Raw genomic sequence first — 23,012 nt, 5'->3', positions numbered from 1 at the left:
AACGGGCAAAACGAATTTATTGACGTTGTTTACTCAACAATCCGAAACATCATTTTCGCTTTCGCGCGTGAGAGCGCGTTGAAATGCCACCATTCAAACTCGATACGGCTGAAACCACCCGCCAGCATGGCCGTCCGCAAAATTTGCCGGTTGTCGATCTGTCGCTGGGTCAGCTTACCGGCTTTCAGTAATTCCGGTTCCCGCGAGGGGTACGCCAGTTCGCCAAAGTAGTCGTATTTCGTGCCCATGTCCAGTGGTTTGCCATCTTTCGTCGCAACTGTCAGGTCGACGGCGCAACCGTAGCTATGAATCGATCCCTGGCGTGGATCGGCGACGTACTTCTGCCGCTCCCGTTCGGGTAAATTGGGTAAGGCATTCCAGAGTTTCCATTGGGCGGTGCGTGGCCGGGCGGCATCGTAAACCAGCAGGCGTAAGTCCGGGTGATGGATTTGTAGGTAATGGCTGGCTGCGGCCAGTTTCTGAGCGGCCATAGGTTGCAGATACGCCCGCGTTAGGTCGTCGTACACGTCTTTCCCAACAAAATTGTCGGTTGTCGAATATTTGAGCTCAACCAGAATGCTCGGATCGACCTTCTGCACGTCGACCAACCCTTGTCTGATCATGGCCTGCTCAGCACTGGATTGGGCAAAGAGCGCAGGCGTAAATGCCCGAAAAACCGAGAAAACAAACACAGAAAGAAATACGGACCGCATGATTACGCTACGTCGGAATTGGTTTGAGACGAATGTTCGCGTAAACTTACAGGATTTCTAACCGAACTATATGATAGGAGCGAAGCGTCTTCTGCTGCGGAAATACGCCTGCGCTTATCGACGCTTACACTCGTTTTTTAACGATGGCACTAAACTACATCTGGGTTGCTTTCTTCGTGATTGCATTTTTGGTGGCACTGGCCAAACTGATTTTTCTGGGAGACACCGAAATTTTTAAACTCATTGTCGAAGGATTGTTCGAGTCGTCGAAAGTGGCCGTTATAGACATTGCCTTGCCGCTGGCGGGGGTTATGACTTTTTTTCTGGGTCTGCTCAATGTGGGCGAAAAAGCCGGGGCTATTAACCTGATGGCTCGCATTATTGGGCCATTTTTTAATAAGTTGTTTCCGGAAGTGCCTAAAAATCACCCTGCCAACGGGCAAATGATTATGAATTTTTCGGCCAATCTGCTGGGTCTGGACAATGCCGCAACTCCTTTTGGACTTCGGGCCATGGCGAGCCTGCAGGAGCTGAATCCGAACAAAGAAGCAGCCTCCAACGCGCAGATCATGTTTCTTGTGCTGCACACTTCGGGGCTACAGGCCATTCCCTTGAGCATCATGGCGCAGCGGGCGATTCTGGGGGCCAAAGACCCTTCCGACGTGTTTATCCCCTGTGTCATCGGCACTTACGTAACCACCGTTATCGCGTTGATTGCCGTCGGGATCAGGCAGCGGATCAATCTGTTGAATGGCACGGTATTGGGCTGGCTGGGTGGCATAACCACCCTGCTTGGTCTGGCGCTATGGTCTTTGTCGGGCCGGCCCAAGGAAGAAATTGAAACCATTTCGAAAGTAGTCGGTAATCTGATTCTGCTGACGATCGTCGTTTCTTTTCTGCTGGGAGCGCTATGGCGAAAAGTACCCATTTTCGAGACGTTCATCGATGGCGCTAAAGGTGGGTTCGAAACGACCGTAAAAATCATTCCCTATCTGGTGGGCATGCTGGTCGCCATCGGTGCTTTCCGGAATGCGGGGGCCATGGATTACCTGGTCGGTGGCCTGAAATACCTGTTTGCGCTGACCGGGATGAATACCGACTTTACCGATGCGTTGCCGGTGGCGCTCATGAAGCCGCTGAGTGGGGCAGGAGCGCGGGCGCTGATGATCGATTCCATGAAGCAGTTTGGTCCGGATTCATTTGTCGGGAGGCTGGTCTGCATCTTTCAGGGATCGGCCGATACAACGTTTTACATCGTAGCCCTGTACTTCGGATCGGTCGGCATCCGAAATTCCCGGTATGCTATTCCGTATGGATTATTCGCTGATTTTGTCGGTATCGTGGCTGGCATTGCCTTAGGATATTTCTTTTTTCACTGACCCAAACAGACCCGGAATTCGTTATATTTAGTAAACAGCTTAACCAATACAAACCTAGTTATGTCAACGATACAGATACAGGTGAGTGATGAGGTAATTGCTCATTACGGGATGGAAGCCGTTCAGGAAAAGATCCAGAAACAGATGGATTGGGAAGAACTTCGTCTAAAAGCACTTAAAGTAAAAGCCACGCTGGAGGCACACGGTCTGGATCATGATGAATTGACGAAGGAAGCAAAAAAAGAGCCTGGGCAGAATACAGTAGCACTGTATTGAAGGACATCTTGCCGAATGACTAATTACGTAACGGACGCTAACGTTATCTTCAGTGCTCTTATCAGCGGTAAAGAAAGCTATCTGAAACTCGCTCGTGAAAACCGAATTTTTCTACCGGATTATGCGCTTCAGGAATTGCAGGAATATCAAAATCTGATTGTAGAAAAGACGAAGCAGACACCGGCGGAGTTGAAAGCCTACACCGTCGATTTATTCAACCGGGTAATTGTTCTTCCAAACTTTGTCATCTCGATTACGAAGCTACCTTGCTGCCTTTGAGTTATGTAAGGTATAGACCGGGAGGATATGGTCTATGTAGCTCTTGCCATAGAGTTTAATTATATTTTCATTATCCGCGATAAACTCCTGGCTACCGGTTTGCGAACAAAAGGATTCACTAACGTGATAATCCTGGATGAACTGTTTAGCCCAACTGACGAATCCGACTCAACAAACTCATTGCTATGAATATTAACCAGGTTCGTGAACAAATCCACCGGCTCATCGATGAAGTAGACGACGTCTATGTACTGAATGGCCTCTATCGAAACCTGCTCTCCGAAAAACGACAGCGGGAAGCGTACGAAAAAGAACAGGCCGAGAAGGCCAAACGGCAGGCTCGTTCGGGCAACCGCTAATCAGATGATTCCTGAAAGGCCGCTGATGGTCAGGGCAATAATGATGGCGTTGAACCCAAATGAGAGGATACCGTGCATCAGCGCTGTTCGGCGGATGGATCGCGAGCCGATCGTTACGTCGGATACTTGGCTGGTCATGCCAATCACAAAAGAAAAATAAGCGAAATCAAGATAATCGGGTTCCGATTCGTGGGGAAAATCGAGGCCACCCGGCCGACGCTTCTGGGCGGGGTCATTGCCGTAAAAAAGGTGTGCATATCGGAGCGTAAAAACCGTATGGAGCACTCCCCAGCCAGTGGTGATGGCAAGAATCGCTAATAACACCTTTTGTGGATGATTCGGATCGGTTTTACTCGTTGAGCCAAGCACGTCGATTACGGCAAATAAACTGGCGATAGCCGCAGCTACGGCAAAGATCAGAATCAGAATCCGGCTCGAATCTTCCATCTGAGACAGGTTCGGCAGATCGCGGGGATGCGCCACAAAAATGGTTATCCAGGCCAGAATCAACATCGTGACGGCAAAAACAACCCAGACAAGTGTCAGGTGAATCGATGAGAATAAAGCACCAGGCGCTGCCAAGGCGACAATCAGGGCAGTACTCAGGGCGATGCTTAACCGGTGGCTGGAATCGAAGCGACTGATTCGGTGAATGAGTGACGAAAGCATAGTCTGAAAACAGAACAGATTGCATAGATAACGATACAACTTCAATTACGAGCTTTCGGATGGCGAATCATATTGTTCAGATCGGGTCCAGGAAAGAGCAGCCTGTTCTTTCAAAGGCGCAGAAGGAGTTCAATCGACTCATCCACAAGATCGAAAAGCTCAATAGCGACCTGCACGACCTGCGGGAAGTAGCCCAGAACATTCAGCAGCGGGTGCAAACCGACTACCGGCCGCTGGTGGAACAGTTCAGTCAGTTTCGGGCCGATCTGGTTCGCCTGTTCGACCGGGCCTGTGCCAGCAACGACTTCGTCAAAACAGAAAAGAAAAAGCTGGCTGATCTCATTCAAAAGCTGGCTTTCGACCTGATCGAGCAGTACGGTATGGACGATCTCAAGCCGATTTACGACAAGTACGATACACAGGGCTTCGATAAAACCAACGCCGGTTCGGACCAGCAGACCGCCGAGTTGATGAAGGAAATGATGAGCAGTATGTTTGGTATTCAGTTCGACGAAAACGTCGATGTGAGCGATCCACAGAAGATGACGGCTTATGTGGAGGAGCAGATGGCGCAGCAGGAAGCGGCTGAAGCAGGCCGTCGGCAACAGGCCGCCGAACGACGCGCGAAGAAACCGAAATCGGAAAAACAGCAGGCGCGTGAAGCCCGGAAACTGGCCGAAGAACGGAATATCACGAAGGCCGTTCGTATGCTCTACATGGACTTGGTCAAAGCCTTTCACCCGGATCGGGAACCCGACGAGGCCGAGAAACAGCGCAAGACCGAGATCATGCACCGCGTAACGGATGCCTACGAAAAAAGCGATCTGCTGGCTTTACTGCGTCTGCAACTCGAATTTGAGCGCATTGACCAGACACACCTTGAAAACCTGGCCGAACAGCAACTTAACTATTATAACAAAATTCTGAAACAGCAGGCTGGGGAGCTGGATAATGAAATCGTTACCTTGCAGAGTCAACTGGCGGCCATGACTGGTCGGTCTACGTCCACGATCAGTTCACCGATCGCGCTGGAGTTTAGCCTCAACAGCGACATCGCGCAGCTGAAGCGGGACATCAAACAACTCAAATCCGACCTCAAAATCCTGGCTGAACCCAACCGCCTGAAACAGTGGCTGAAGACGTACCGTGTTTAAAATTTCAACACAGACCCACATGTGTGTATCGAGCAGAATCATTGGGTGGCTTCCCAGTCGGTTTCGTTGGTTGAGGAATCAAATGGACTGTCGAACCGGATTGCTTTACCACGCAGTGGAAAATGTTCAGTAATAGACAGATTTACAACATTGTCTGAATCGTCTTCCAGAATAATAACCTCTACTTTTTTACCTTCTGCTAAAAGCAAATCACGTAAAATCAACTCATGATTTTGCGTGATTTTGGTACGGATTCGTATCGCGCTCATAGCCTTCCTGTGTTTCGATTACGAGAATGATTTCGGGTGACAAAATTAAGATTCTGGCACCCGAAAACTCCTTAATTCCGCAGCGCTTTACCGCCCGTCAGCAGGCTCTGAATCCGTTCTAACGTTTTCTTTTCTCCGGTTAAGGAAAGAAAGGCTTCGCGCTCTAGATCCAGCAAATACTGTTCCGATACGTTCTGCGGACTACTCAGATCGCCACCACAGATGACATAAGCTAGTTTGTCGGCAATTTTTACGTCGTGGTCCGAAATGTAGTTGCCCATGCGCATGGCCGCAATCCCCGCTTTGAAGAGTGCAATACCGGTTTTCCCCTGCACCTTGATGTCGGTACGCGGTTTCGGCTGCGTATAACCGTTGTCGGCCAGTTCGACAGCGGCCTGTTTGGCTTCGGCCAGCAGGCGACTCCGGTTCAGCACAATCTGATCGGTTGCACGGAGGTAGTTCATCTCGCGGGCTTCCTGGGCCGAGGTCGAGACCTTCGCCGTGGCAATGTTCATAAACACACTTTGCAGAATGTTCAGCTCCGGATCGCCGGTCTGGTACAGGTCCGAAGCGCGGGCCGCCATTTCTTTGGTGCCGCCACCTGCCGGAATCAGACCGACGCCCACTTCGACCAGACCGATGTAGCTTTCGGCGTGGGCCACGACCCGGTCGGCGTGCAGCACCGCTTCGCAGCCGCCCCCGAGTGTGAGCGTGTGCGGGGCTACAATGACCGGAATGGATGAATAACGCAGACGGGTAATCAGCTTCTGAAACTGAGCGATCATCAGGTTGACTTCGTCGAATTCCTGCTCGACAGCAAACATGAACAGCGTAGCCAGATTGGCCCCCGCCGAAAAAGCCTCCGGCGAATCGTTACCGACGACCAAACCACGAAAATCTTTTTCGGCCAATGATACGCCTTTCAGCAACGCTTCCGATACGCCCTGCCCGAAGGTGTTCATCTTGCTGCGGAATTCGACGTTCAGAATACCGTCGCCGAGGTCGTAAATCGACGCATCCGAATTTTTCCAGACGACGTTGTTGCTCAGATTCTCCAGAATGATGAACGCATCCGTACCCGGAATCGCCTTATAGCTCTTCGTCTGAATATCGTAGTACTTGCGCTTGCCGTTCTCGATTTTGTAGAAACTGGTGTAGCCGGCATCGAGCATGTCGTAAACCCATTGTGCGGGTTTCTGACCCAGCGCTTCGATCAGCTCGACGCCTTTCTGAACGCCGACGGCATCCCAGGTTTCGAACAGACCCATCTGCCAGCCGAAACCGGCCGTTATCGCGGCATCGATGCGGTAGAGTTCGTCCGAAATTTCGGGTATACGGTAGGTGGCGTATCGGAAGCCGTCGGCGAAGGTACGGCGGTAGAATTCACCGGCTTTGTCCTGACCAGCCAGCAGCACCGGAAAGCGCTTTTTGAGATTATCGATGGCCTTGGTGCTCTCCAGCGTGGCGAATTTGACTTTCTGGGAGGGTTTGTACTCGAATGTTTTCAGGTCGAGCGCCAGAATGAGCGTCTGGCCTTTCTCATCTTTGGTTTTCTTGTAATACCCCTGACCGGTTTTATCGCCCAGCCATTTGTTTTCCATTAGTTTCCTGACCGACTCCGGCAGTTCAAACGAAGCCCGCGACTCGTCGTGCTCCATCTTCACCAGGTTGCCTGCTACGTTGACGGTCGTATCTAGCCCCACAACATCCGACAACCGGAACGTACCCGACTTGGGCCGACCGACAACTGGTCCCGTGAGTTTATCGACTTCTTCGACCGTCAGGCCCAGTTCTTCGGCCACACGAATGGTTTGAATCAGCGACTGAATGCCGAGCCGGTTGGCGATGAAACCCGGCGTGTCTTTGCACAGAACAGTTGTTTTGCCGAGAAACAAATCACCGTAGTTCATCAGAAAATCCACTACCGACGGGTCGGTATCGGGGCCGGGGATAATTTCCAGCAGCCGCAGGTAGCGGGGCGGGTTGAAGAAGTGCGTACCACAGAAATTTCGGCGGAAATCCTCGCTTCGGCCCTCGGCCAGCAACTGCATCGGAATCCCCGAGGTATTCGACGTAATGAGCGTACCCGGCTTGCGAAATTGCTCGACGCGCTCATAAACCGACCGTTTGACATCCAGCCGTTCGACCACCACCTCAATGACCCAATCGTAGTTGCCGATCTCTTTCAGGTTGTCGTCGAAATTGCCCAGCTTGATCCGTTGCGCAATTTTGGGGCTGTAGAGCGACGCCGGACTAGCTTTAAGCATCGTCTGGAAAGCGTCATTTACGATGCGATTCCGCACGATTGGGCTGTCGGTAGTGAGCCCTTTGGCTTGCTCGGCGTCGTTGGGTTGGTTCGGAACAATATCGAGCAACAGCACATCCACACCGATGTTGGCGAAGTGAGCGGCAATGCGCGATCCCATAATACCCGACCCCAGCACGGCTACGCGCCGGATCGTTCGGTTTTTCGTTTGAGTCTTCGGTTTATCCAGGGTAGCTTCCATGGTTTTGGGTTCAATCTGTATTTCTGTCTCTTAGTTTAATCAATTCCTCTACGTCACTTAGGTCCTTCAGCCGTCCAGTAGCCTGTTTCTCGGTGATCAAATCATTCAAGTGGATCACTTTGAACGGGACACCATCAAACGATGCATCAACAGCACGGGTATAGCACGTATCGAAATCTTCGTCTGAAAATGCCTTTAATGAATGCCCCATGTCGAGCGTAGATCCGCGCTTACCGGCGACTACGCTGGTCCAGCCAACTAATAAAGACCTATCTTTCAGGTAGATGGCTCCTGCTACATCGTTTTCCAGCAAGGCTGCTATGAGGTTCTGCTTGTTATCCTCGCCGATCCGAACCCACAAATCCAGATCTTCCGTTGCCCGAATATATCCGTGGATGGCCGTTGCCATACCGCCCACGAGTAAATAGTGAACATGATGATCGTTGAGACTTTGAAACAAATGCGTTACATCTTCTCGACTGATGTCCATATGCTTAGGCAGATTGGCTGGATTATTCCTGTAGAACACACCCACAACGTCCATAAGACTAACGAACGTGACAAACGGGCATCATCATGTTTTTGAATCAACGTGGCTAATTAATCCAGTGGCAACTCTTCGGGTTCGGCAGCTTTGATACGAGCGTTCTCCTCCTCGACCATGCGGTTGATTTCTTTGATGACGTCGAAGAACGTAACCAGCTTATCGAGCGGAATTTTTTCACGAACCATATTATTGAACAGAATTACTCCATCCCGGGCCATTTCGCGCTTGGCTTTGCCTTCTTCGGTGAGGTAGATTCTAACAAATCGCTTGTCGTTGCCGTCTACTTCCCGCCGAATCAGTCCGCGCTCTTCGAGGTTTTTCAGCATCCGGACCAGCGAACGCGGCTCCATCCCCAGCAGCGGGCCGATCTTGGTAGCGGGCGTACCTTCGTCCAGGTCGATGTTCAGCAGCACGTAGCCAATCGCCATCGTAATGTCGAAGCGCGACGCGTAGGCGTTGTACATGCGCGAGATCGAATGCCAGGCCCATTTTATGTGAAAATCAACGGTTTTCTCCTTTTTCATAGTCGGTGTCGTCCTGTTCAGCTTCAGCACGTAAATTTCGGTATTTTTTCGGAGAAATAGTATGCATGCATAATAATCTGAACCGGAGTTTACGGGATTTCAGTGATCGACTATGATTTGAGCTTTCACAAAAAGTGGCCTGCACAAATCAAAGTGGGTCAATTAAATCCTGGTTCCGCCACCAGCTTATCGACCAGCCGGTTGAATTCTTCGACGTACTGATCATAATATATACCGGTTCCGGGGCCTGAAAATCCCGTATGAATGTGCCGGACCTGCCCTTTTTTATCGATGAAAATAGTGGTCGGGAAGGCCACTACCGCGTTTAGATCCGGCAGGGCTTTGGAGGCCTGTGCTTTGTCATTGGTGCCGGCCAATACGATCGGGTAGTCGATCTGAAAACGCTGTTTCATGCGCTCGATTTTTGGACCGGAAACGGCCATCTCGGGTGAACGCTCGAACGAAAGCCCAACCACTTCGACGCCCCGCTGCTTATTTTTCTTGTACCACGGACTCATGAAATTCGTTTCGTCCATGCAGTTAGGGCACCACGATCCCATGATCTGAACGACAGTGACCTTATTTTTGAAACGCGGGTCTGCCAGCGAAACAGTTTTGCCGTTAGGCTCTGGAAACGAAAAATTAAGCGTTTTCGAACCGGGTTTAAGATAGGTCAGTTTAGCCGGGTCGGCTAATTCGGCCTTCGGATCGAACCGGGCCACCCAGGACTCGTAGCCCGACACGCCCGCCCACAAACCACCGTGGAGCATTTTGGTAGCCGGATCATGTTTGGCTTTGAACAGATACACGTGCGAACCGTCGAAGCACGACAGAAACAGGCTGTCGCCGACTACATTCCCGTCCAGATAGCGGTAATCGCCGGTTGGGGTCAGAAAAGTGCCACTCAGGTGACTACCTTTCTGCTCGAACACGCCCACGGCATTTACCGTGTCGACTTTGCCGGTTTTGCTGCCAAAGTCGGTGGCCCATTTGCCGGTTACGTTGGTCGGGCTAGGTTTTTCATCTTTCGTGAAGCGATACGTTTCGCCAAATTGAGCTTCGAACGGTAAAGTTTGTGCCGACTGCGCTAATCGGAAGCGTCGAAACACACCCCGGAGCGTATTCCCCTCTATCTTTGCAACCAGTTCCGAATCGAACAGTTTCATCGGAATCAGCAGAGAATCGCCCTGTACGGTAGCCGCGTCCATGGGGAGTCGCTCGCTTCCGTTCAACGCAAACACCTTATAGGTTTTTGAATCGGCCGCGTTAGGCTGAATGTCCAGCCCGAAAGGCAGATCGCCCCCGCGGGTTTTCAGAACAGCGCGGTACTGACCCGGTTTAAGCGAAACGGGAGCCGACTGACAGGAAGCCGTAGCGGGCAATAACAACAGCGTAAAAGCGGCAAGGAGGAGAAGATTTTTCATATTTTTATGATGGACACGGAGTGCAGGTTGTATCAATGCTAAGCGCTACTGTTCAATTTAACGACCGCTAAAGCCGGTTAGTTTCTGAATGAGTAATTACCACGAACCCGTTTTATTACAAGCCTGTATCGACGGCCTGAATTTGCAGCCCGGCGGCACCTACGTCGACATTACGTTTGGTGGGGGCGGTCACAGTCGCGAAATCCTGCACCAGCTGGAGGGCGGACGCCTGTTCGGTTTCGACCAGGATGCCGACGCCAAAGCGAACGCTCAGGCCATTGGCGACCCCCGACTCACGTTCGTTGCTTCTAATTTTCGGAACATCAAGCGCTACCTGCGGCTCTACAAAGCTGAGCAGGTCGACGGTATCCTGGCCGATCTGGGCATTTCGTCGCACCAGATCGACACGCCCGAACGCGGCTTCTCGACCCGCTTCGACGCCGACCTCGACATGCGCATGAACCAGAATGCCGACCGCACGGCCCGACAGGTGGTCAATGAGTATTCAGAGGCTGACCTGCACCGTATTCTGGGTATGTATGGAGAAATTACTAATGCCCGAACAGCCGCCGGCGCCCTGGTATCGGCGCGTTCGAACCGACCTCTGAAAACGGTAAATGATCTGAAAAATGCGCTTCAGCGGTATGCACCACGCGGCAAGGAAAACAAGTATTTCGCGCAGGTTTTTCAGGCCTTACGAATCGAAGTAAACGAGGAATTACAGGTGCTGGAGGAGTTTCTTGAGCAGGTACCGGATATTCTGAAACCGGGCGGGCGGCTGGTGGTGATGTCGTATCATTCGCTCGAAGATCGGCTGGTGAAAAACTTCATCAACAAAGGTAAATTTCAGGGCGAAGTTGAGAAGGATTTGTTTGGCAATGAGCTCAAGCCGCTACGGTCGTTGACTCGTAAACCTATCGAAGCGACACCCGACGAGATCGCCCGCAACCCGCGCGCGCGTAGCGCCAAACTGCGCATTGCCGAGAAGTTATAGTCGAGCGTTATTACCTGTCGGCTGCGTAGCTGGAAACCCACGCTACTTTTACGAGATTGAGCGTCTAAAGGCATAGTACTGCAAATCGACTGTGCCAAAACGTACTGAATTTCAGGAATTAGCCATCTTGCGACTGGAGGAAGCCGATACCCTTCTGGCGGAAAACTATCCCGATGGGGCCTTCTATCTGGCAGGCTATGCGGTCGAATGCGCGTTGAAGTCAGCTATATGCAGAACTCTAAATATCGATGATTTTTTCGATACATACTCATCGAAACCACACAGCGCTAAAGTGAAGGATGATATCGTACAGAAGTTCAAGACGCACGACTTCGGAACGTTGTTGGTGTTATCTGGTTTATACTATAAATTGGAATCAGAATTAGGTCTGGATGACCAGCTTAAATATAGTTGGTCGACAATTGGGGCGCAGGCCTGGTCTGAGCAGTATCGGTATGAAATAATTGCTAAAAAGACTCATGACGATGTTGTGAACTTTGTGAACTCGGTCAACTATCTATTGCAATGGATAAAACAGCATTGGTAAGCGAACTGAATATAGCCTTTCAGAAAATCGAAAGCAATGGAGTTCAACTTGACTGTGTTTACCTGATTCCGGCAACCACTCTTTTCCGGAATGAATCATATGTAGTTGTGGTCGGTACACCTTCTTTCAAGGCATATGGAATGCGGGATAAAATCGCTGCTGTCAGCCGTAAGTTAGATAACTATATAACCCTGGAAGTACGTCGGCACATTCAAATGATCTGGGTGTTCGATGATGCTGAGCAGGCGCGTCGACGGATCGATCTCGAAGACGTTGATGAATTTATCACTCCCGTCATTGAACCGGCTCATGCCTGATTGAAAACCGGGCTTCTCGAAAACCGACCCATTTTTCAGTGGTCGGTTTTTTATTGACTATCCATTCCGTAGTTTTGATACATATTGCTCTAGTCCGTTTACTTATACTGCTATGTTAGCCAAAACCTTCGGGGCGGCCGTTTATGGCGTGAATGCCAGCATCATTACCATTGAAGTCGCAGTTGCGCAGGGATTGCATTTTCACCTGGTCGGCCTGCCCGACAGTGCCGTCAAAGAAAGCGAACAGCGGGTAGAAGCCTCGCTGAAATTTTTTGGCTATCGCATGCCGCGTCAGAAAGTTGTCGTAAACCTGGCCCCGGCAGATATCCGCAAGGAAGGGTCGGCCTACGATCTGCCCATTGCGTTGTGCGTTCTGCAGGCGTCGGAGCAAATGACGACTCAGCGCCAACTGGATGAGTACGTGATCATGGGCGAACTGGCGCTCGACGGTGCTTTACGACCCATCAAAGGCGTTTTGCCCATTGCCATCGAAGCGCGTAAACGTGGCTATAAGGGGTTTGTGCTGCCCGTCGAAAATGCACAGGAAGCGGCCATTGTCAATAACCTGGATGTGATTGGCGTGTCGACCATGCAGGATGCGGTCGAGTTTTTTGAAGGAAAGAAAGACATCGAACCGGTAGTGAGCGACACGCGGGATCTGTTCCTGAGTCAGATCAACGCCTACGACGCTGATTTCTCACACGTACAGGGGCAGGAAAACATCAAGCGGGCGATGGAAATTGCCGCTGCGGGTGGGCATAACGTGATCATGATCGGGCCGCCGGGCGCGGGTAAAACCATGCTGGCAAAGCGCTTACCAAGTATTTTGCCTCCGTTAACCTTGCAGGAAGCTTTAGAAACGACCAAAATTCATTCGGTAGCCGGCAAACTCGGTACGCGGGCTAACCTGATCGCTACCCGTCCCTACCGGTCTCCTCACCATACCATTTCGGATGCGGCTCTGGTTGGTGGCGGAAGCTTTCCTCAGCCGGGCGAGATCTCGCTGGCCCACAATGGTGTGCTGTTTCTCGACGAACTGCCGGAGTTCAAACGGTCGGCGCTGGAGGTGATGCGGCAGCCGCTTGAAGACCGAAAAGTAAGTATTTCGCGGGCAAAGTGGGCCGTAGAGTTTCCGGCTAGTTTTATGCTCATTGCCAGCATGAATCCGTGTCCCTGCGGCTACTACAACCATCCCGAAAAAGAGTGCGTTTGTGGTCCTGGAGTCGTACAAAAATACCTCGCTAAAGTGAGCGGCCCGTTGCTCGACCGGATCGATCTGCACGTCGAAGTGACACCCGTCTCCTTCGATCAGATGACGGCCAACCGGCCCGCCGAAACCAGCGAAGCGATTCGGGAGCGGGTAATCCGGGCACGCGAGATTCAGACCGCTCGTTTTGCCGACCAGCCGGGTATTTATTGCAACGCCATGATGCCTTCGCAGATGGTCAAAGAGGTCTGTGTGATCAACGATGCCGGTCGGGCGCTGCTCAGGACGGCTATGGAACGACTGGGGCTTTCGGCCCGCGCTTATGACCGGATTCTGAAAGTAGCCCGCACCATCGCCGATCTGGCCGCCAGTGAGGAGATCAAGATTGAACACCTGGCCGAAGCCATTCAGTACCGGAGCTTAGATCGGGAAAGCTGGGCGGGCTAAGTCTTAGAAATGGATGTCTGGCGCTGTAGGTTAGGCTATTCGTTAATCTTTGCTCAATTTTGGCGCATGAATCGTCGTCGTTTTATTCAGCAGTCGGCCATCGGCGCCGGCTTTATTTGGCATAATCACCTGACTGGGTTGGCATCTGATTCCAGTTTCCCCGTGGTACGGACCGCGGTCGGGCAGCGAAAGTTTACCAGTCAGGCCGTTGAGCAAACCATCGAGCGGATGCATAAGACCATCCGTGATCCCGAACTAGCCTGGCTCTTCGAAAATTGCTTTCCGAACACGCTCGATACCACCGTTCAGTTTAAAATGACTGATGGCAAACCCGATACCTTCGTCATTACGGGCGATATCGATGCCATGTGGCTGCGCGACAGTACGGCGCAGGTCTGGCCTTATTTGCCCTTGATCAAACAGGATGCCGCCCTGCGGCAACTGATCGCGGGCGTCATTCGTCGACAGGCGTTGTGTATTCGCCGGGACCCGTACGCGAATGCCTTCTATGCAGATGCTACCAAAGAAGGGGAGTGGAAAAAAGACATAACCGATATGAAGCCAGGGCTCCACGAACGGAAATGGGAGCTCGACTCGCTCTGCTATCCTATTCGACTGGCTTATCATTACTGGAAAACCACGGGCGATACCAGCCCGTTTGATGCCGACTGGGTAGAAGCTATGCGATTGGCGCTGAAAACTTGCCGGGAGCAGCAACGTAAAACCAGCCGCGGACCGTACCATTTCAGCCGGACGACTTCCTGGTCGACGGATACCGTACCGGGTGATGGCTACGGCAATCCTACGCGCCCGATTGGCTTGATTAACAGCATTTTTCGTCCATCCGACGATGCGACGGTCTTCCCGTTCCTGGTCTCTTCGAACTGGTTTGCGGTGGTTTCTTTCCGGCAACTAGCAACGATGATCGATCAACTCCATCCTGAGCCTGCCTTTGCGACCGACTGCCGGGCGCTGGCCAGCGAAGTAGAAACCGCTCTGAAAAAATACGCCATTTACACCCATCCAAAGTATGGAAAACTGTACGCGCTGGAAGTTGATGGCTACGGGAATCACCTGCTTCAGGACGATGCCAATGTACCGAACCTGCTGTCGCTGCCGTACCTGGGTGCCTGTACGACCAGCGATCCAATCTACCAGAATACCCGACGGTTTGTTCTCAGTGCCGACAACCCCTATTTCTTCAAAGGCAAAGCTGCCGAAGGCGTCGGCAGTCCGCATACCCTGGTAAACAACATCTGGACCATGAGCCTGACCATGCGGGCGCTGACCTCGACGGACGATCAGGAAATTCTGGCGCAACTGCGTCAACTGAAGAAAACTCACGCGGGTACGGGCTTCATGCACGAATCGTTCGATAAGGATGATCCGACTAAATTTACCCGCAAGTGGTTTGCCTGGGCCAACACCTTATTCGGTGAACTTATTCTGAAAGTAGCCGCCGAACGCCCGCATCTGCTAAGTAAGGTTTAAGCGAAAAATTCCTCGACGGTCGGGTTGAGGACAAGTGTGAATTCGTTACGGGTCTAGGCGGGTTAACTGCCAGGTCCCGGTCGATTGTCCTTCGTCTGCTTTCCAGGTGCCTTCCAGGTCTGGATTCGTATAGGTTCCTGTAAAGTTTACGTCATCGCCTTCTTGTGGGTCAGTATACGCGGCCTTTAATTGACCATTCTTCCAGGAAATCGATTTTAACGTGATCGGGTATCGACTGCCATCGGCCGGTAGCATAATGACCTGTCCGGCCAACTTCTGGCTCGCGTCCTGATTGATGACCAGTTCAAATTTTCCCGATGAATCACCCGTATACGTTCCCGACCATTTGCCGACAACGGTCTTTAACGTATCAGTTTGTGCTGTTGCCGTTTGCGCCCTTACGGTTGCGAGCGTTACAACCAGCAGGAAAAGGGCTGCGAATAATGGTTTGATTGGCATACTGGAATGGATTTATGGTTTGGCATAAGATGCATATTGTCCGTAAAAGTTGCGTGGCAGTATGTTATCAGTCAGGCCAGCTGAATCTGGGCTTTGTCGGCCTGGCCGATGACATACTGACGGGCCTCGTCGTATTCTTCAGCCGTGCGTAAATGCTCCAGCAACAGGGGCACTTCCTGCGGTAAAGCGGTCACGTTGCGGATGTACGCTACGTAGTCCAGACTGCCCCGACCAGGCATCGTTTCGGCGAAGTGGCCGTCTTTGCCATAAATATCCTTGGCGTGAGACGACACAATCCAGCGGCCTAATTTCCGGAAGGTATCGTTGATCAGCGCGGTGTTGGCGTAATAGCGCGTTGGGGTATTGATGATATTGGCAATGTCGATGTGGGCACCAAAGGCCGGCCGGTCGATAGCTTTAATGTATTTCAGGTACGAGTCCGCTCCGTCGGGCGGACTCCAGCCCATCATTTCCAGCGCGAACTTAGCCCGTTTTGGCTTAACGGCGTCGATGACCTTGCGGCAGTTCTCGACCGTGGCATCGAAATAATCCTGCGTCAGGTTGCGGGCGTCGGGGCCATCCCAGTGCGTTGGGTTGTAGGAACCCGCGATATTGACGCAGGTGAGCGCACCAACGGCCTCGGCCAGCGCCAGCCGGTCGGTCACATAGGCCAGGTTTTTACGGCGTTTTTCGGCATCCTGATCAAGCATGTTCACCCAGGCACCGACTTCGGCAATGATCACGTTCTGAGCCGCAAACGCTTTCCGGATCGCGCTGATCTTGTCCGTGTCTTTCAGGTCTACCGTCGGTACATAAGCCGCGCTGTAACGTAGTCGCCGATGCTCACGAGCCAGTTCTTCGGGATCATCACTTTTCAGGAAAATAGGTCCGCCGAGCCGAAGCGATTTTTGCGACGTTTGGGAATTTGGAAACGTAGTAGCCGTGAGTGCGCTCCCCGCCATAATAGCCGAAGATTGCAGAAAAACACGGCGTGACAGCGATTTCATGACGATAAAGGTTGGGGCTAATTTTCCTACAATATCGACGTTTTATGGATTAATTCAGCGATTAGACCCGGCTTGCATGGTTCTAAACCGTGGCAAGCCGGGTCTAATCGCTGAACGGACCGATCTTTAAGCCCTATTTACCCCAGAAATAATCTTCCTGTTCAATGTCTTCCGAATACACCGTTGCGGCTACGATCTTACCGTTTTCGACGGTATAGACATCGATGTTGTTAACATCCAGCACTCCTCCACCGGGCTGTGCCGCTTTCCACTGCACCAGACAGGCGACTTGGTTGCCGTTGACAGTTAGTTGTTTAATGTCGGCCAGACTCAGGGTGTTGGCCGTCGCTTCGAACATACCGCCCACCATTTGAAAAACAGCGGTACTGGAGGTTTTCTTCCCCGAAAATCGGTTCGTTCCCGGCTGATTCCAGACGATATCCGGGTGGATCAATGCCGCTAACGTTTGCTGATTTCCCTGTTGTACAGCGGTCAAAAAGGTTCTGACGGTTTGTGCTGCCTGACTGTCCATGATTGTCGATTTAGATTGGTTTATAACGGATTGAAAATGGGTTTTCGCGATAGATTCCTGCCGGGGTTGGGCCTGACCGTGATGATTGAGAAGGAGTAGCGCGGAGAAAGCAATGGCCGAGAACAATTGGCGTACTGACGGATTTTTCATGTGTTGGGAGCTGATGACCAGCGTTTGGTTGATGCAAAACTAGCGCTGGGGTGTGTGGTGGGTTTTACCCCGATACGCCAATCAGTTACCACTTTGCGCCACGAGGTAAAACCGGGAAAGAATCAGCTTACCTTCGGCTAAACTTTGAAACATGGACGACTATCAACTGCTTTTTGTCGGGAATCTGCTGGCCTATGCAGCTCAGCGCGATCTCTCCCCCGAGCACCTGTGTCAACTATCGGGTATCGAACTGGAGGGGGTGAAGCAACGTACGCATGATCCTTTGACTGCGCGGCAGTTCGATGAACTCTGGCGCAACGCGAGTCGATTAAGTCATGATCCGTTGTTTGGCCTGCACTTGGGGGAGTCGCTTCAATTAGCGGCACTGGGTATTGTGGGGCAGATTGTACAAACCAGTCAGACAGTGGGCCATGCGCTGACGCAGGCTACTCAATTCATTCATTTGCTAACGGACTTGTTCGAGATGGAAATTGATCGGTCCAGCCAGTTTTTCACAATCCGGTTTATCCCTTATACCGACCGGTCCGCCGAAGCGCCGGTTGCGCAACGCCAGATGCTCGATTTGTCGATGGCTTTCGTCCTGCATGAAGTCGACGGGCTGTTGCTCGAAAAAATTAGCCCCGAAACGGTTCTGCTGCCCTACGACGCAACGAGCATGCCCGAATATGGGCGTGTGCTTCGGTGTGCTCCAACGGAAAATACAGGCGAGTATGCCCTAGTGTTCGATGCCCGTTACTGGGATGAACCCATTTTAACGGCCAATTATGAGTGGCAGCAGATGCTGCTCCAGAAAGCATCCAGCCTGAGTAAGGCGTCTGTGGTGACCCCTGCGCTGAAAGAACGGATTTTGAGTTTTCTTGTCGCCAATGCTTATCTGGGTGTTCCGACGCTGGAAGAAATCGCGGCTAATTTTAACACCAGTTCACGTAGTCTTCAACGAAAACTACAGGACGAAGGGGTAACGTATCAGCAACTGGCCGATTCAATCCGGAAATCGCTGGCGCTGCACTACCTGGAGTCCGGAAAATATCCGATCAAGGAAATATCGTATCTGCTCGGTTACAATGAGTTGAGCGCTTTTAGCCGGGCGTTTAAGCGGTGGACGGGCCGCCCGCCAGTCAGTTACCAAAAAAGCTGATGCTAATTACGCCTGCGTTTGCAGCAACGTCAGCCAGGCTTCACGCACCTTCCGTAGGGCCAGCAATTGTTTGGCCCGTAGGTGGAGCAGATCGGGTAAATACTGACAGCCATTCTGCGCTTCGTCGAATAGCTCGTTCAGCACGCCCGACGCCCGGTAGGCGGTTATCTCGTGGGCAGTCGGCAGGGCTGGAAAACTTCCCAGCTTACCCAGATCGTTGCCGGATAAGATAGCACTGTTCCGGATCGAAGGAGGGATCCGGTCGACACCAATACCAACCTGCGGACGGGCCACTTCGAAGAGCGCATCCCCATGAGCCCGGCAATACCAGTCGGCTCCCAGACGCCCAACCAGATCAAGCCGGTGCGGATCGATAGCGCCCGTTTCGGTAAAGATAGTCTCGTGAAAATGGGCCATCACCACTTGGCAGATGATCAGCGTACCGGCGCCGGGTGCATTGGCGGTATTAGTCGGAATTATCTGTCTGACAAGGCATTCGAAAGCGGCTGGCGATTCGGCCACTCGTGGCGGCCGGACCTGGGCGGAGGGCAGCGCGGTGAATCCGGCTTTTTCAAATTCATCGACCCCTCGGTCAAACTCGGCACTTGCCAGCGAGATCTGCTCGACCATGGCGTAATCGACGACGTTGATCACCACTTCACCCACTTCTTCGAGATTCAGTAAGGTATGTTTTTTGTGACCGTGGCGATTGATCGTCGGGGCGAAGACCAGCGTCGGTGGATTGTAACCGAACATGTTGAAAAAGCTGAACGGGCTCAGATTGACATTGCCCTGTGCATCGATCGTGCTGGCGAAAGCAATCGGGCGCGGACCAATGGTGCCGACCATGTATCGGTAAAACTCACTGGGCTGTACATCGTGGGGATCAAGGGTTTTTGTCATGAGTGGCCGTCGAATGGGACTGAAGTTGATAAAACAAATGTACGCCAAGACCAACGGTATACACGACAGGATCACCCGCGGTGAGCCCCATACCCGGAACAAAATAAGCCGGCATATCGCTGGGCTTGGACCCAAACAGCACAGCCGTCGTGATGCGTCCGGATAGGCGTAGCTGAAGCGACTGACTCAATCGCGTTTGATAACCAGCTACGCCCTCCAGACCGACCGCCAGTCGACTCCGTTCAGGAATTGGCGCTACATAATCGCCAAAAACTGGTCCCCGAAACGAATAGGTGCCGCTTTCGTGACAAGTAGCGATCAGTCCGTTCCAGCCCACAACCCATCCACTTGACCGGATCGTTTCACGGCCTGCCTTTAGGTAATAGCCTCGCGTATCCAGCAAAATATTGCGGTAAATCGTATCGGAGCGGAACAGTCCGTAACCCACTGTTATGGAGAAGTACCGGTTCGTTTGTGGTAGTTTGACCGATGCTTCGAGCAGCCGGAAAGCGGGCCGATTGGGCGTTGCCAGCGAAAGAACGGGCTTAAGGATATCAAAGCCGACTAAAACCGGGCGGGCGGTTTGCCCAGAAACGGTGAAACCTGTCAGCAGCGTAAGCGCCACAAAACTCCAGGCCGTTTTCATAAGCGCAGTGATACGAAGATGCCGGTCTCACGGGTTCCCGTCGAAGGGAGGCCTGTCTGGTAATTATTCTGTTCATAGCCAACGGCTTCGATGCGCCCCCGGCTGACCCTCGCTGACTGGCCCGACGGCGCGGTAAGGTCAATTACATAGCCACAGCTCTTGCTTCGGTACGAATAGTTGCGTCGGTAAAAAACGGTTAACGTATCCTGTCGGCCATTTTGCCGGAACACATACTGACTGGTGTCGGTATTCAGATTGATAGGCAGGAAGAACTGGCCATCAGACGCTACGGACGTCGTTGAGTAGGGTTGGCTGAATTGCCGGCCGTGGCTTCCGAGCGCATAAATCGTATCGAGTCGTCCCGGAGTCGCCCATGCTACATTGAGTTGAAGCGTGGGCTCTGCCGAAGGGCCGCAGTTCTGACAGGCCGTAATGAAGGTAGTCAGACTACCGATGAGGCCGAATAATCGAAAGGAACAGCGCATGGTGTAAGGGAATAGCTATATTCCTAACCCCTAACCCCCGCTTACCGTTGGAACGCTGCTGTTATTTCTCCCGACACTTCCCCCAGATCGACCCGGATGCCGTTCAGAAACCCCCAACCGCGAAACGTAACCGTATCGCCATCCGCCAGAAACTTGCGACTTACATTCGGAGACAGATGTAGAGGCCGTTCGCCGTTCCAGCTTAATTCGAGCAGGGAGCCGTAACTGCCGGGTGTTTCGCCCGATATGGTGCCGGTAGCCAGCACATCGCCGATTACCAGATTGCAGCCGCCAACGGTGTGGTGGGCAATCATCTGCGCAAAGCTCCAGTACAGGTTTCGGGCATTGGTTCGGCAAATGCAGATTTCTTCGCCATCGACGGGGTGAAGCCATACTTCCAGCTCGATGGTAAAATGGCGGGAGCCGTCCGTCTGCAGATAGGGTAGGGGCGTCGGGTCCTGCGGAGCGCCCGTCGTACGGAATGGCTCCAGTTCATCGAATGGTACGACCCAGCCCGAGATGCTGGAAGCAAAGTTTTTTCCCAGGAAGGGGCCAAGGGGTTGATACTCCCAGCGCTGTATGTCCCGCGCCGACCAGTCGTTAAACAGCGTAACGCCGAAAATATAATCTTCGGCATCGGTCACGGAAACCGGCTCGCCGATAGACGAATTCCTGCTGACGATCAGCCCCAGTTCGAGTTCAAAATCCAGGGCCTGAGTCGGGCCAAAAACAAGCTGTTTGTCAGGCCCCGGAAACTGACCATTGGGCCGACGAATGGGCGTACCGGACACGACAATCGACGACGCCCGGCCGTGGTACGCGATCGGCATGTGCCGGTAGTTGGGCAACAGCGGATCGCTGGTGGCTGCACGAAACATGCGTCCTACGTTTTCGGCGTGGTGAATACCCGCGTAGAAGTCGGTATAATCGCCAATGCGTACGGGTAGGTGCATCTGCGCCCGCGACCCCTGAATCAGTACCTGGTCATGGACACCGGCGAGAGCATTTGCATCGTTTATCAGCAATTCGTCGATGCGCTGCCGAACAGCCCGGTGGCTTTCTTTGCCCAGTGCGATAAACGGGTTTAAGACCGACCGGGTAAAGACCGCAGCGTCGATATCCAGGTCATTGAAATACCCCAGCAAACCAACTACTTCGAGGTCGAGGATGGTCTTGCCGTGTTTGAAACCGACGCGGGGGGTCGAGCTATCGTAACTGAAAATACCGTACATAATGGATTGTGGCCGGGAGCCCGCAAAGACTATTCACTGATATTAGTGTAAATAGAATCCATAATCCTGACAAAATGTTGGTAATCTTCGTCGCTTAAATCGCCCCAGCCTTTGCGTCGCATGGCAGAAACCACCGGGAGTACTTCGTGATATTTGGCTTCGCCAGCTTCGGTCAGATAAACCAGAAACTTACGCCGATCCGAATCGGCCATGCGCCGTTCGGTCAGGCCTTTCTGCGAGAGCAGGTCGATGATTCGGGTAACCGTCGGCGCGTCTTTCGTCGTCATCTCCGAGATAGTATTCTGGCTGATACCCGGGTTTCGGTAAAGATGATCGATGACAACCCATTGATCCACCGTTAAATCGAAGCCCGCATCGGTAAACTGCTTTTGCAGGGCATTCCGAATCTTTTTGATTGTGGTGTCAATCTTGAAAAAATAAGCACGTGTATCAGAGGGATGCGTCACGATGTGAAGACCAAGGGATAATGGAAAATGAACAACTGGGATCGACTATAATCCAGTCGGCACATCAAAATTATTCATTATTCATTATCCATTGTTCATTAGCAGCTGTTCTTCTAAGGTTGCTTCAATCCGGGGAATCGATTCATACAACTGTTCGTAGGAATCGATTACAAAATACTGCTCCTGAAAATGATCGATAATGTACGGGGTTCTGAGCAGCGTTTCAACCGAGTATGGCAACCGCTTCGGTTCCTGACTGAACAGACTATAGGTGGTTTCACCGACCGACGATAGAATGCCTCCGCCGTAAATCCGTAGCTGACCCTGCTCCCGAATCAGACCGAACTCGACAGTGTACCAGTAAAGCCGCGAAATCATGGCAATGGCGTCTTCACTGTCGATATGTCGCAGGGCAATCTGGCTCAGTGCGGCCAGAAAATCGCAAAAAGCCTGATTCGACAGCATCGGTACGTGGCCAAAGGTGTCGTGAAACATGTCCGGCTCGGGTAAATAATCGAGCTGGTCGCGTCGGCGTAGCCAGGTGGTTGCCGGAAAATTGCGGTTCGCCATCAGCTCGAAAAACGCCCGGTTCGGAATGAGTCCTTCAACCGCGCAAACGCGCCAGCCCGTCAACTGACGCAGGCGTGGATTCAGATCACGCTCGAAATCCGGAATGCGATCGGCTTCGAAACCCGTCGCCCGAATCCCATCCAGGTAAGCCTGACTGGCTTTGCCGGGCAACTGCGCCATCTGTCGCTCAAACAATAGCTGCCATACAGCCTGATCGTCGGTCGTATAGCGGGAGTAGGTCTGGTTCATGGGTGAGAAATGGATAATGAATAATGCACGATGAGCAGCCTGGCTTTCTA

27 protein-coding genes are annotated in these 23,012 nt (G+C 52.3%); 11 read left to right on the top strand and 16 right to left on the bottom strand.

What is annotated here, in order from left to right:
* Window positions 1–29: 29 nt before the first annotated feature.
* On the bottom strand, window positions 30–623 hold the full coding sequence (locus ACYVC2_RS29025) for a M15 family metallopeptidase (protein ID WP_461109728.1): 594 nt from the start codon (window positions 621–623) through the stop codon (window positions 30–32).
* A 233-nt stretch (window positions 624–856) separates the two neighbouring features.
* Between ACYVC2_RS29025 and ACYVC2_RS29020 the strand changes: the two genes are divergently transcribed.
* The 4 genes from ACYVC2_RS29020 (at window position 857) to ACYVC2_RS29005 (ending at window position 3,006) form a co-directional block, all read left to right on the top strand.
* Window positions 857–2,092 (top strand): nucleoside recognition domain-containing protein, encoded by a 1,236-nt coding sequence (locus tag ACYVC2_RS29020; RefSeq protein ID WP_461108593.1) that lies wholly within the window; start codon window positions 857–859, stop codon window positions 2,090–2,092.
* 60 nt (window positions 2,093–2,152) lie between these two features.
* Entirely contained in the window at window positions 2,153–2,368 is a 216-nt protein-coding gene (locus ACYVC2_RS29015; RefSeq protein ID WP_461108591.1) for a hypothetical protein, read from the top strand.
* 15 nt (window positions 2,369–2,383) lie between these two features.
* Window positions 2,384–2,647, top strand: coding sequence for a PIN domain-containing protein (locus ACYVC2_RS29010; protein WP_461108589.1), 264 nt, complete (start codon window positions 2,384–2,386; stop codon window positions 2,645–2,647).
* Between the two features lie 185 nt (window positions 2,648–2,832).
* Window positions 2,833–3,006 (top strand): hypothetical protein, encoded by a 174-nt coding sequence (locus ACYVC2_RS29005; protein ID WP_461108587.1) that lies wholly within the window; start codon window positions 2,833–2,835, stop codon window positions 3,004–3,006.
* On the opposite strand, the gene ACYVC2_RS29000 is transcribed toward ACYVC2_RS29005, so the two are convergent.
* On the bottom strand, window positions 3,007–3,675 hold the full coding sequence (locus ACYVC2_RS29000) for a DUF1345 domain-containing protein (protein ID WP_461108585.1): 669 nt from the start codon (window positions 3,673–3,675) through the stop codon (window positions 3,007–3,009).
* A 59-nt stretch (window positions 3,676–3,734) separates the two neighbouring features.
* Between ACYVC2_RS29000 and ACYVC2_RS28995 the strand changes: the two genes are divergently transcribed.
* Window positions 3,735–4,829: a hypothetical protein gene (locus ACYVC2_RS28995; RefSeq protein WP_461108583.1), complete on the top strand. Its 1,095-nt coding sequence runs from the start codon at window positions 3,735–3,737 to the stop codon at window positions 4,827–4,829.
* 38 nt (window positions 4,830–4,867) lie between these two features.
* Here the strand turns inward: ACYVC2_RS28995 and ACYVC2_RS28990 are convergent, their stop codons facing one another.
* The 5 genes from ACYVC2_RS28990 to ACYVC2_RS28970 all read right to left on the bottom strand — a co-directional run bounded on the left by ACYVC2_RS28990 (window position 4,868) and on the right by ACYVC2_RS28970 (window position 10,100).
* Entirely contained in the window at window positions 4,868–5,098 is a 231-nt protein-coding gene (locus ACYVC2_RS28990; RefSeq protein ID WP_461108581.1) for a hypothetical protein, read from the bottom strand.
* A 71-nt stretch (window positions 5,099–5,169) separates the two neighbouring features.
* On the bottom strand, window positions 5,170–7,605 hold the full coding sequence (locus ACYVC2_RS28985; RefSeq protein ID WP_461108579.1) for a 3-hydroxyacyl-CoA dehydrogenase/enoyl-CoA hydratase family protein: 2,436 nt from the start codon (window positions 7,603–7,605) through the stop codon (window positions 5,170–5,172).
* Window positions 7,606–7,615: 10 nt separating this feature from the next.
* On the bottom strand, window positions 7,616–8,095 hold the full coding sequence (locus ACYVC2_RS28980; protein ID WP_461108577.1) for a hypothetical protein: 480 nt from the start codon (window positions 8,093–8,095) through the stop codon (window positions 7,616–7,618).
* Between the two features lie 110 nt (window positions 8,096–8,205).
* The gene (locus ACYVC2_RS28975; RefSeq protein ID WP_461108575.1) at window positions 8,206–8,676 is read right to left on the bottom strand and encodes a MarR family winged helix-turn-helix transcriptional regulator; all 471 of its coding nucleotides are present in this window, start codon (window positions 8,674–8,676) and stop codon (window positions 8,206–8,208) included.
* A gap of 158 nt (window positions 8,677–8,834) precedes the next feature.
* Window positions 8,835–10,100 (bottom strand): peroxiredoxin family protein, encoded by a 1,266-nt coding sequence (locus ACYVC2_RS28970; RefSeq protein WP_461108573.1) that lies wholly within the window; start codon window positions 10,098–10,100, stop codon window positions 8,835–8,837.
* A gap of 88 nt (window positions 10,101–10,188) precedes the next feature.
* On the opposite strand from ACYVC2_RS28970, the gene rsmH reads away from it, so the two are divergent.
* From rsmH to ACYVC2_RS28945, 5 genes are all read left to right on the top strand, one after another.
* Complete coding sequence (gene rsmH, locus ACYVC2_RS28965; protein ID WP_461108571.1) at window positions 10,189–11,094, top strand: 16S rRNA (cytosine(1402)-N(4))-methyltransferase RsmH; 906 nt, start codon at window positions 10,189–10,191, stop codon at window positions 11,092–11,094.
* 91 nt (window positions 11,095–11,185) lie between these two features.
* Window positions 11,186–11,641 (top strand): hypothetical protein, encoded by a 456-nt coding sequence (locus ACYVC2_RS28960; protein ID WP_461108569.1) that lies wholly within the window; start codon window positions 11,186–11,188, stop codon window positions 11,639–11,641.
* Window positions 11,620–11,958 carry a hypothetical protein gene (locus tag ACYVC2_RS28955; RefSeq protein WP_461108567.1) on the top strand — a complete coding sequence of 113 codons (339 nt, stop codon included), beginning with the start codon at window positions 11,620–11,622 and terminating at the stop codon, window positions 11,956–11,958. Before ACYVC2_RS28960 ends, ACYVC2_RS28955 begins: the two co-directional genes overlap by 22 nt.
* Before the next feature lie 112 nt (window positions 11,959–12,070).
* Window positions 12,071–13,612: a YifB family Mg chelatase-like AAA ATPase gene (locus ACYVC2_RS28950; protein ID WP_461108565.1), complete on the top strand. Its 1,542-nt coding sequence runs from the start codon at window positions 12,071–12,073 to the stop codon at window positions 13,610–13,612.
* Between the two features lie 66 nt (window positions 13,613–13,678).
* Window positions 13,679–15,103: a glycoside hydrolase family 125 protein gene (locus ACYVC2_RS28945; protein WP_461108563.1), complete on the top strand. Its 1,425-nt coding sequence runs from the start codon at window positions 13,679–13,681 to the stop codon at window positions 15,101–15,103.
* A 45-nt stretch (window positions 15,104–15,148) separates the two neighbouring features.
* On the opposite strand, the gene ACYVC2_RS28940 is transcribed toward ACYVC2_RS28945, so the two are convergent.
* From ACYVC2_RS28940 to ACYVC2_RS28930, 3 genes are all read right to left on the bottom strand, one after another.
* The gene (locus ACYVC2_RS28940; RefSeq protein ID WP_461108561.1) at window positions 15,149–15,562 is read right to left on the bottom strand and encodes a hypothetical protein; all 414 of its coding nucleotides are present in this window, start codon (window positions 15,560–15,562) and stop codon (window positions 15,149–15,151) included.
* A 71-nt stretch (window positions 15,563–15,633) separates the two neighbouring features.
* Complete coding sequence (locus tag ACYVC2_RS28935; RefSeq protein ID WP_461108559.1) at window positions 15,634–16,569, bottom strand: sugar phosphate isomerase/epimerase family protein; 936 nt, start codon at window positions 16,567–16,569, stop codon at window positions 15,634–15,636.
* A 133-nt stretch (window positions 16,570–16,702) separates the two neighbouring features.
* Window positions 16,703–17,251, bottom strand: a complete 549-nt coding sequence (locus ACYVC2_RS28930) for a nuclear transport factor 2 family protein (RefSeq protein WP_461108557.1) — start codon at window positions 17,249–17,251, stop codon at window positions 16,703–16,705.
* 151 nt (window positions 17,252–17,402) lie between these two features.
* Between ACYVC2_RS28930 and ACYVC2_RS28925 the strand changes: the two genes are divergently transcribed.
* Window positions 17,403–18,410: an AraC family transcriptional regulator gene (locus ACYVC2_RS28925; RefSeq protein WP_461108555.1), complete on the top strand. Its 1,008-nt coding sequence runs from the start codon at window positions 17,403–17,405 to the stop codon at window positions 18,408–18,410.
* Window positions 18,411–18,416: 6 nt separating this feature from the next.
* On the opposite strand, the gene ACYVC2_RS28920 is transcribed toward ACYVC2_RS28925, so the two are convergent.
* From ACYVC2_RS28920 to phhA, 6 genes are all read right to left on the bottom strand, one after another.
* Window positions 18,417–19,313 (bottom strand): flavin reductase family protein, encoded by an 897-nt coding sequence (locus ACYVC2_RS28920; protein WP_461108553.1) that lies wholly within the window; start codon window positions 19,311–19,313, stop codon window positions 18,417–18,419.
* A complete protein-coding gene (locus tag ACYVC2_RS28915; protein ID WP_461108551.1) occupies window positions 19,297–19,959 on the bottom strand; it encodes a hypothetical protein in 663 nt (220 codons plus the stop codon). Before ACYVC2_RS28915 ends, ACYVC2_RS28920 begins: the two co-directional genes overlap by 17 nt.
* Window positions 19,956–20,444, bottom strand: a complete 489-nt coding sequence (locus tag ACYVC2_RS28910; RefSeq protein WP_461108549.1) for a DUF6452 family protein — start codon at window positions 20,442–20,444, stop codon at window positions 19,956–19,958. The genes ACYVC2_RS28915 and ACYVC2_RS28910 overlap by 4 nt, the downstream gene beginning before the upstream one ends.
* A gap of 41 nt (window positions 20,445–20,485) precedes the next feature.
* A complete protein-coding gene (gene fahA, locus ACYVC2_RS28905) occupies window positions 20,486–21,676 on the bottom strand; it encodes a fumarylacetoacetase (RefSeq protein WP_461108547.1) in 1,191 nt (396 codons plus the stop codon).
* Between the two features lie 29 nt (window positions 21,677–21,705).
* A complete protein-coding gene (locus tag ACYVC2_RS28900) occupies window positions 21,706–22,143 on the bottom strand; it encodes a MarR family winged helix-turn-helix transcriptional regulator (protein WP_461108545.1) in 438 nt (145 codons plus the stop codon).
* 84 nt (window positions 22,144–22,227) lie between these two features.
* A complete protein-coding gene (gene phhA / locus ACYVC2_RS28895; protein ID WP_461109726.1) occupies window positions 22,228–22,962 on the bottom strand; it encodes a phenylalanine 4-monooxygenase in 735 nt (244 codons plus the stop codon).
* Window positions 22,963–23,012: the final 50 nt, after the last annotated feature.

It is taken from the genome of Spirosoma koreense (assembly GCF_054777875.1).
This window is presented reverse-complemented; position numbering and strand designations above follow the sequence as displayed.

Coding starts and splice junctions, on each gene's coding strand:
- ACYVC2_RS29025 (WP_461109728.1), bottom strand. CDS start 623: ATGATCAGACAAGGGTTGGTCGACGTGCAGAAGGTCGATCCGAGCATT.
- ACYVC2_RS29020 (WP_461108593.1), top strand. CDS start 857: ATGGCACTAAACTACATCTGGGTTGCTTTCTTCGTGATTGCATTTTTG.
- ACYVC2_RS29015 (WP_461108591.1), top strand. CDS start 2,153: ATGTCAACGATACAGATACAGGTGAGTGATGAGGTAATTGCTCATTAC.
- ACYVC2_RS29010 (WP_461108589.1), top strand. CDS start 2,384: ATGACTAATTACGTAACGGACGCTAACGTTATCTTCAGTGCTCTTATC.
- ACYVC2_RS29005 (WP_461108587.1), top strand. CDS start 2,833: ATGAATATTAACCAGGTTCGTGAACAAATCCACCGGCTCATCGATGAA.
- ACYVC2_RS29000 (WP_461108585.1), bottom strand. CDS start 3,675: ATGCTTTCGTCACTCATTCACCGAATCAGTCGCTTCGATTCCAGCCAC.
- ACYVC2_RS28995 (WP_461108583.1), top strand. CDS start 3,735: ATGGCGAATCATATTGTTCAGATCGGGTCCAGGAAAGAGCAGCCTGTT.
- ACYVC2_RS28990 (WP_461108581.1), bottom strand. CDS start 5,098: ATGAGCGCGATACGAATCCGTACCAAAATCACGCAAAATCATGAGTTG.
- ACYVC2_RS28985 (WP_461108579.1), bottom strand. CDS start 7,605: ATGGAAGCTACCCTGGATAAACCGAAGACTCAAACGAAAAACCGAACG.
- ACYVC2_RS28980 (WP_461108577.1), bottom strand. CDS start 8,095: ATGGACATCAGTCGAGAAGATGTAACGCATTTGTTTCAAAGTCTCAAC.
- ACYVC2_RS28975 (WP_461108575.1), bottom strand. CDS start 8,676: ATGAAAAAGGAGAAAACCGTTGATTTTCACATAAAATGGGCCTGGCAT.
- ACYVC2_RS28970 (WP_461108573.1), bottom strand. CDS start 10,100: ATGAAAAATCTTCTCCTCCTTGCCGCTTTTACGCTGTTGTTATTGCCC.
- rsmH (WP_461108571.1), top strand. CDS start 10,189: ATGAGTAATTACCACGAACCCGTTTTATTACAAGCCTGTATCGACGGC.
- ACYVC2_RS28955 (WP_461108567.1), top strand. CDS start 11,620: ATGGATAAAACAGCATTGGTAAGCGAACTGAATATAGCCTTTCAGAAA.
- ACYVC2_RS28950 (WP_461108565.1), top strand. CDS start 12,071: ATGTTAGCCAAAACCTTCGGGGCGGCCGTTTATGGCGTGAATGCCAGC.
- ACYVC2_RS28945 (WP_461108563.1), top strand. CDS start 13,679: ATGAATCGTCGTCGTTTTATTCAGCAGTCGGCCATCGGCGCCGGCTTT.
- ACYVC2_RS28940 (WP_461108561.1), bottom strand. CDS start 15,562: ATGCCAATCAAACCATTATTCGCAGCCCTTTTCCTGCTGGTTGTAACG.
- ACYVC2_RS28935 (WP_461108559.1), bottom strand. CDS start 16,569: ATGAAATCGCTGTCACGCCGTGTTTTTCTGCAATCTTCGGCTATTATG.
- ACYVC2_RS28930 (WP_461108557.1), bottom strand. CDS start 17,251: ATGAAAAATCCGTCAGTACGCCAATTGTTCTCGGCCATTGCTTTCTCC.
- ACYVC2_RS28925 (WP_461108555.1), top strand. CDS start 17,403: ATGGACGACTATCAACTGCTTTTTGTCGGGAATCTGCTGGCCTATGCA.
- ACYVC2_RS28920 (WP_461108553.1), bottom strand. CDS start 19,313: ATGACAAAAACCCTTGATCCCCACGATGTACAGCCCAGTGAGTTTTAC.
- ACYVC2_RS28915 (WP_461108551.1), bottom strand. CDS start 19,959: ATGAAAACGGCCTGGAGTTTTGTGGCGCTTACGCTGCTGACAGGTTTC.
- ACYVC2_RS28910 (WP_461108549.1), bottom strand. CDS start 20,444: ATGCGCTGTTCCTTTCGATTATTCGGCCTCATCGGTAGTCTGACTACC.
- fahA (WP_461108547.1), bottom strand. CDS start 21,676: ATGTACGGTATTTTCAGTTACGATAGCTCGACCCCCCGCGTCGGTTTC.
- phhA (WP_461109726.1), bottom strand. CDS start 22,962: ATGAACCAGACCTACTCCCGCTATACGACCGACGATCAGGCTGTATGG.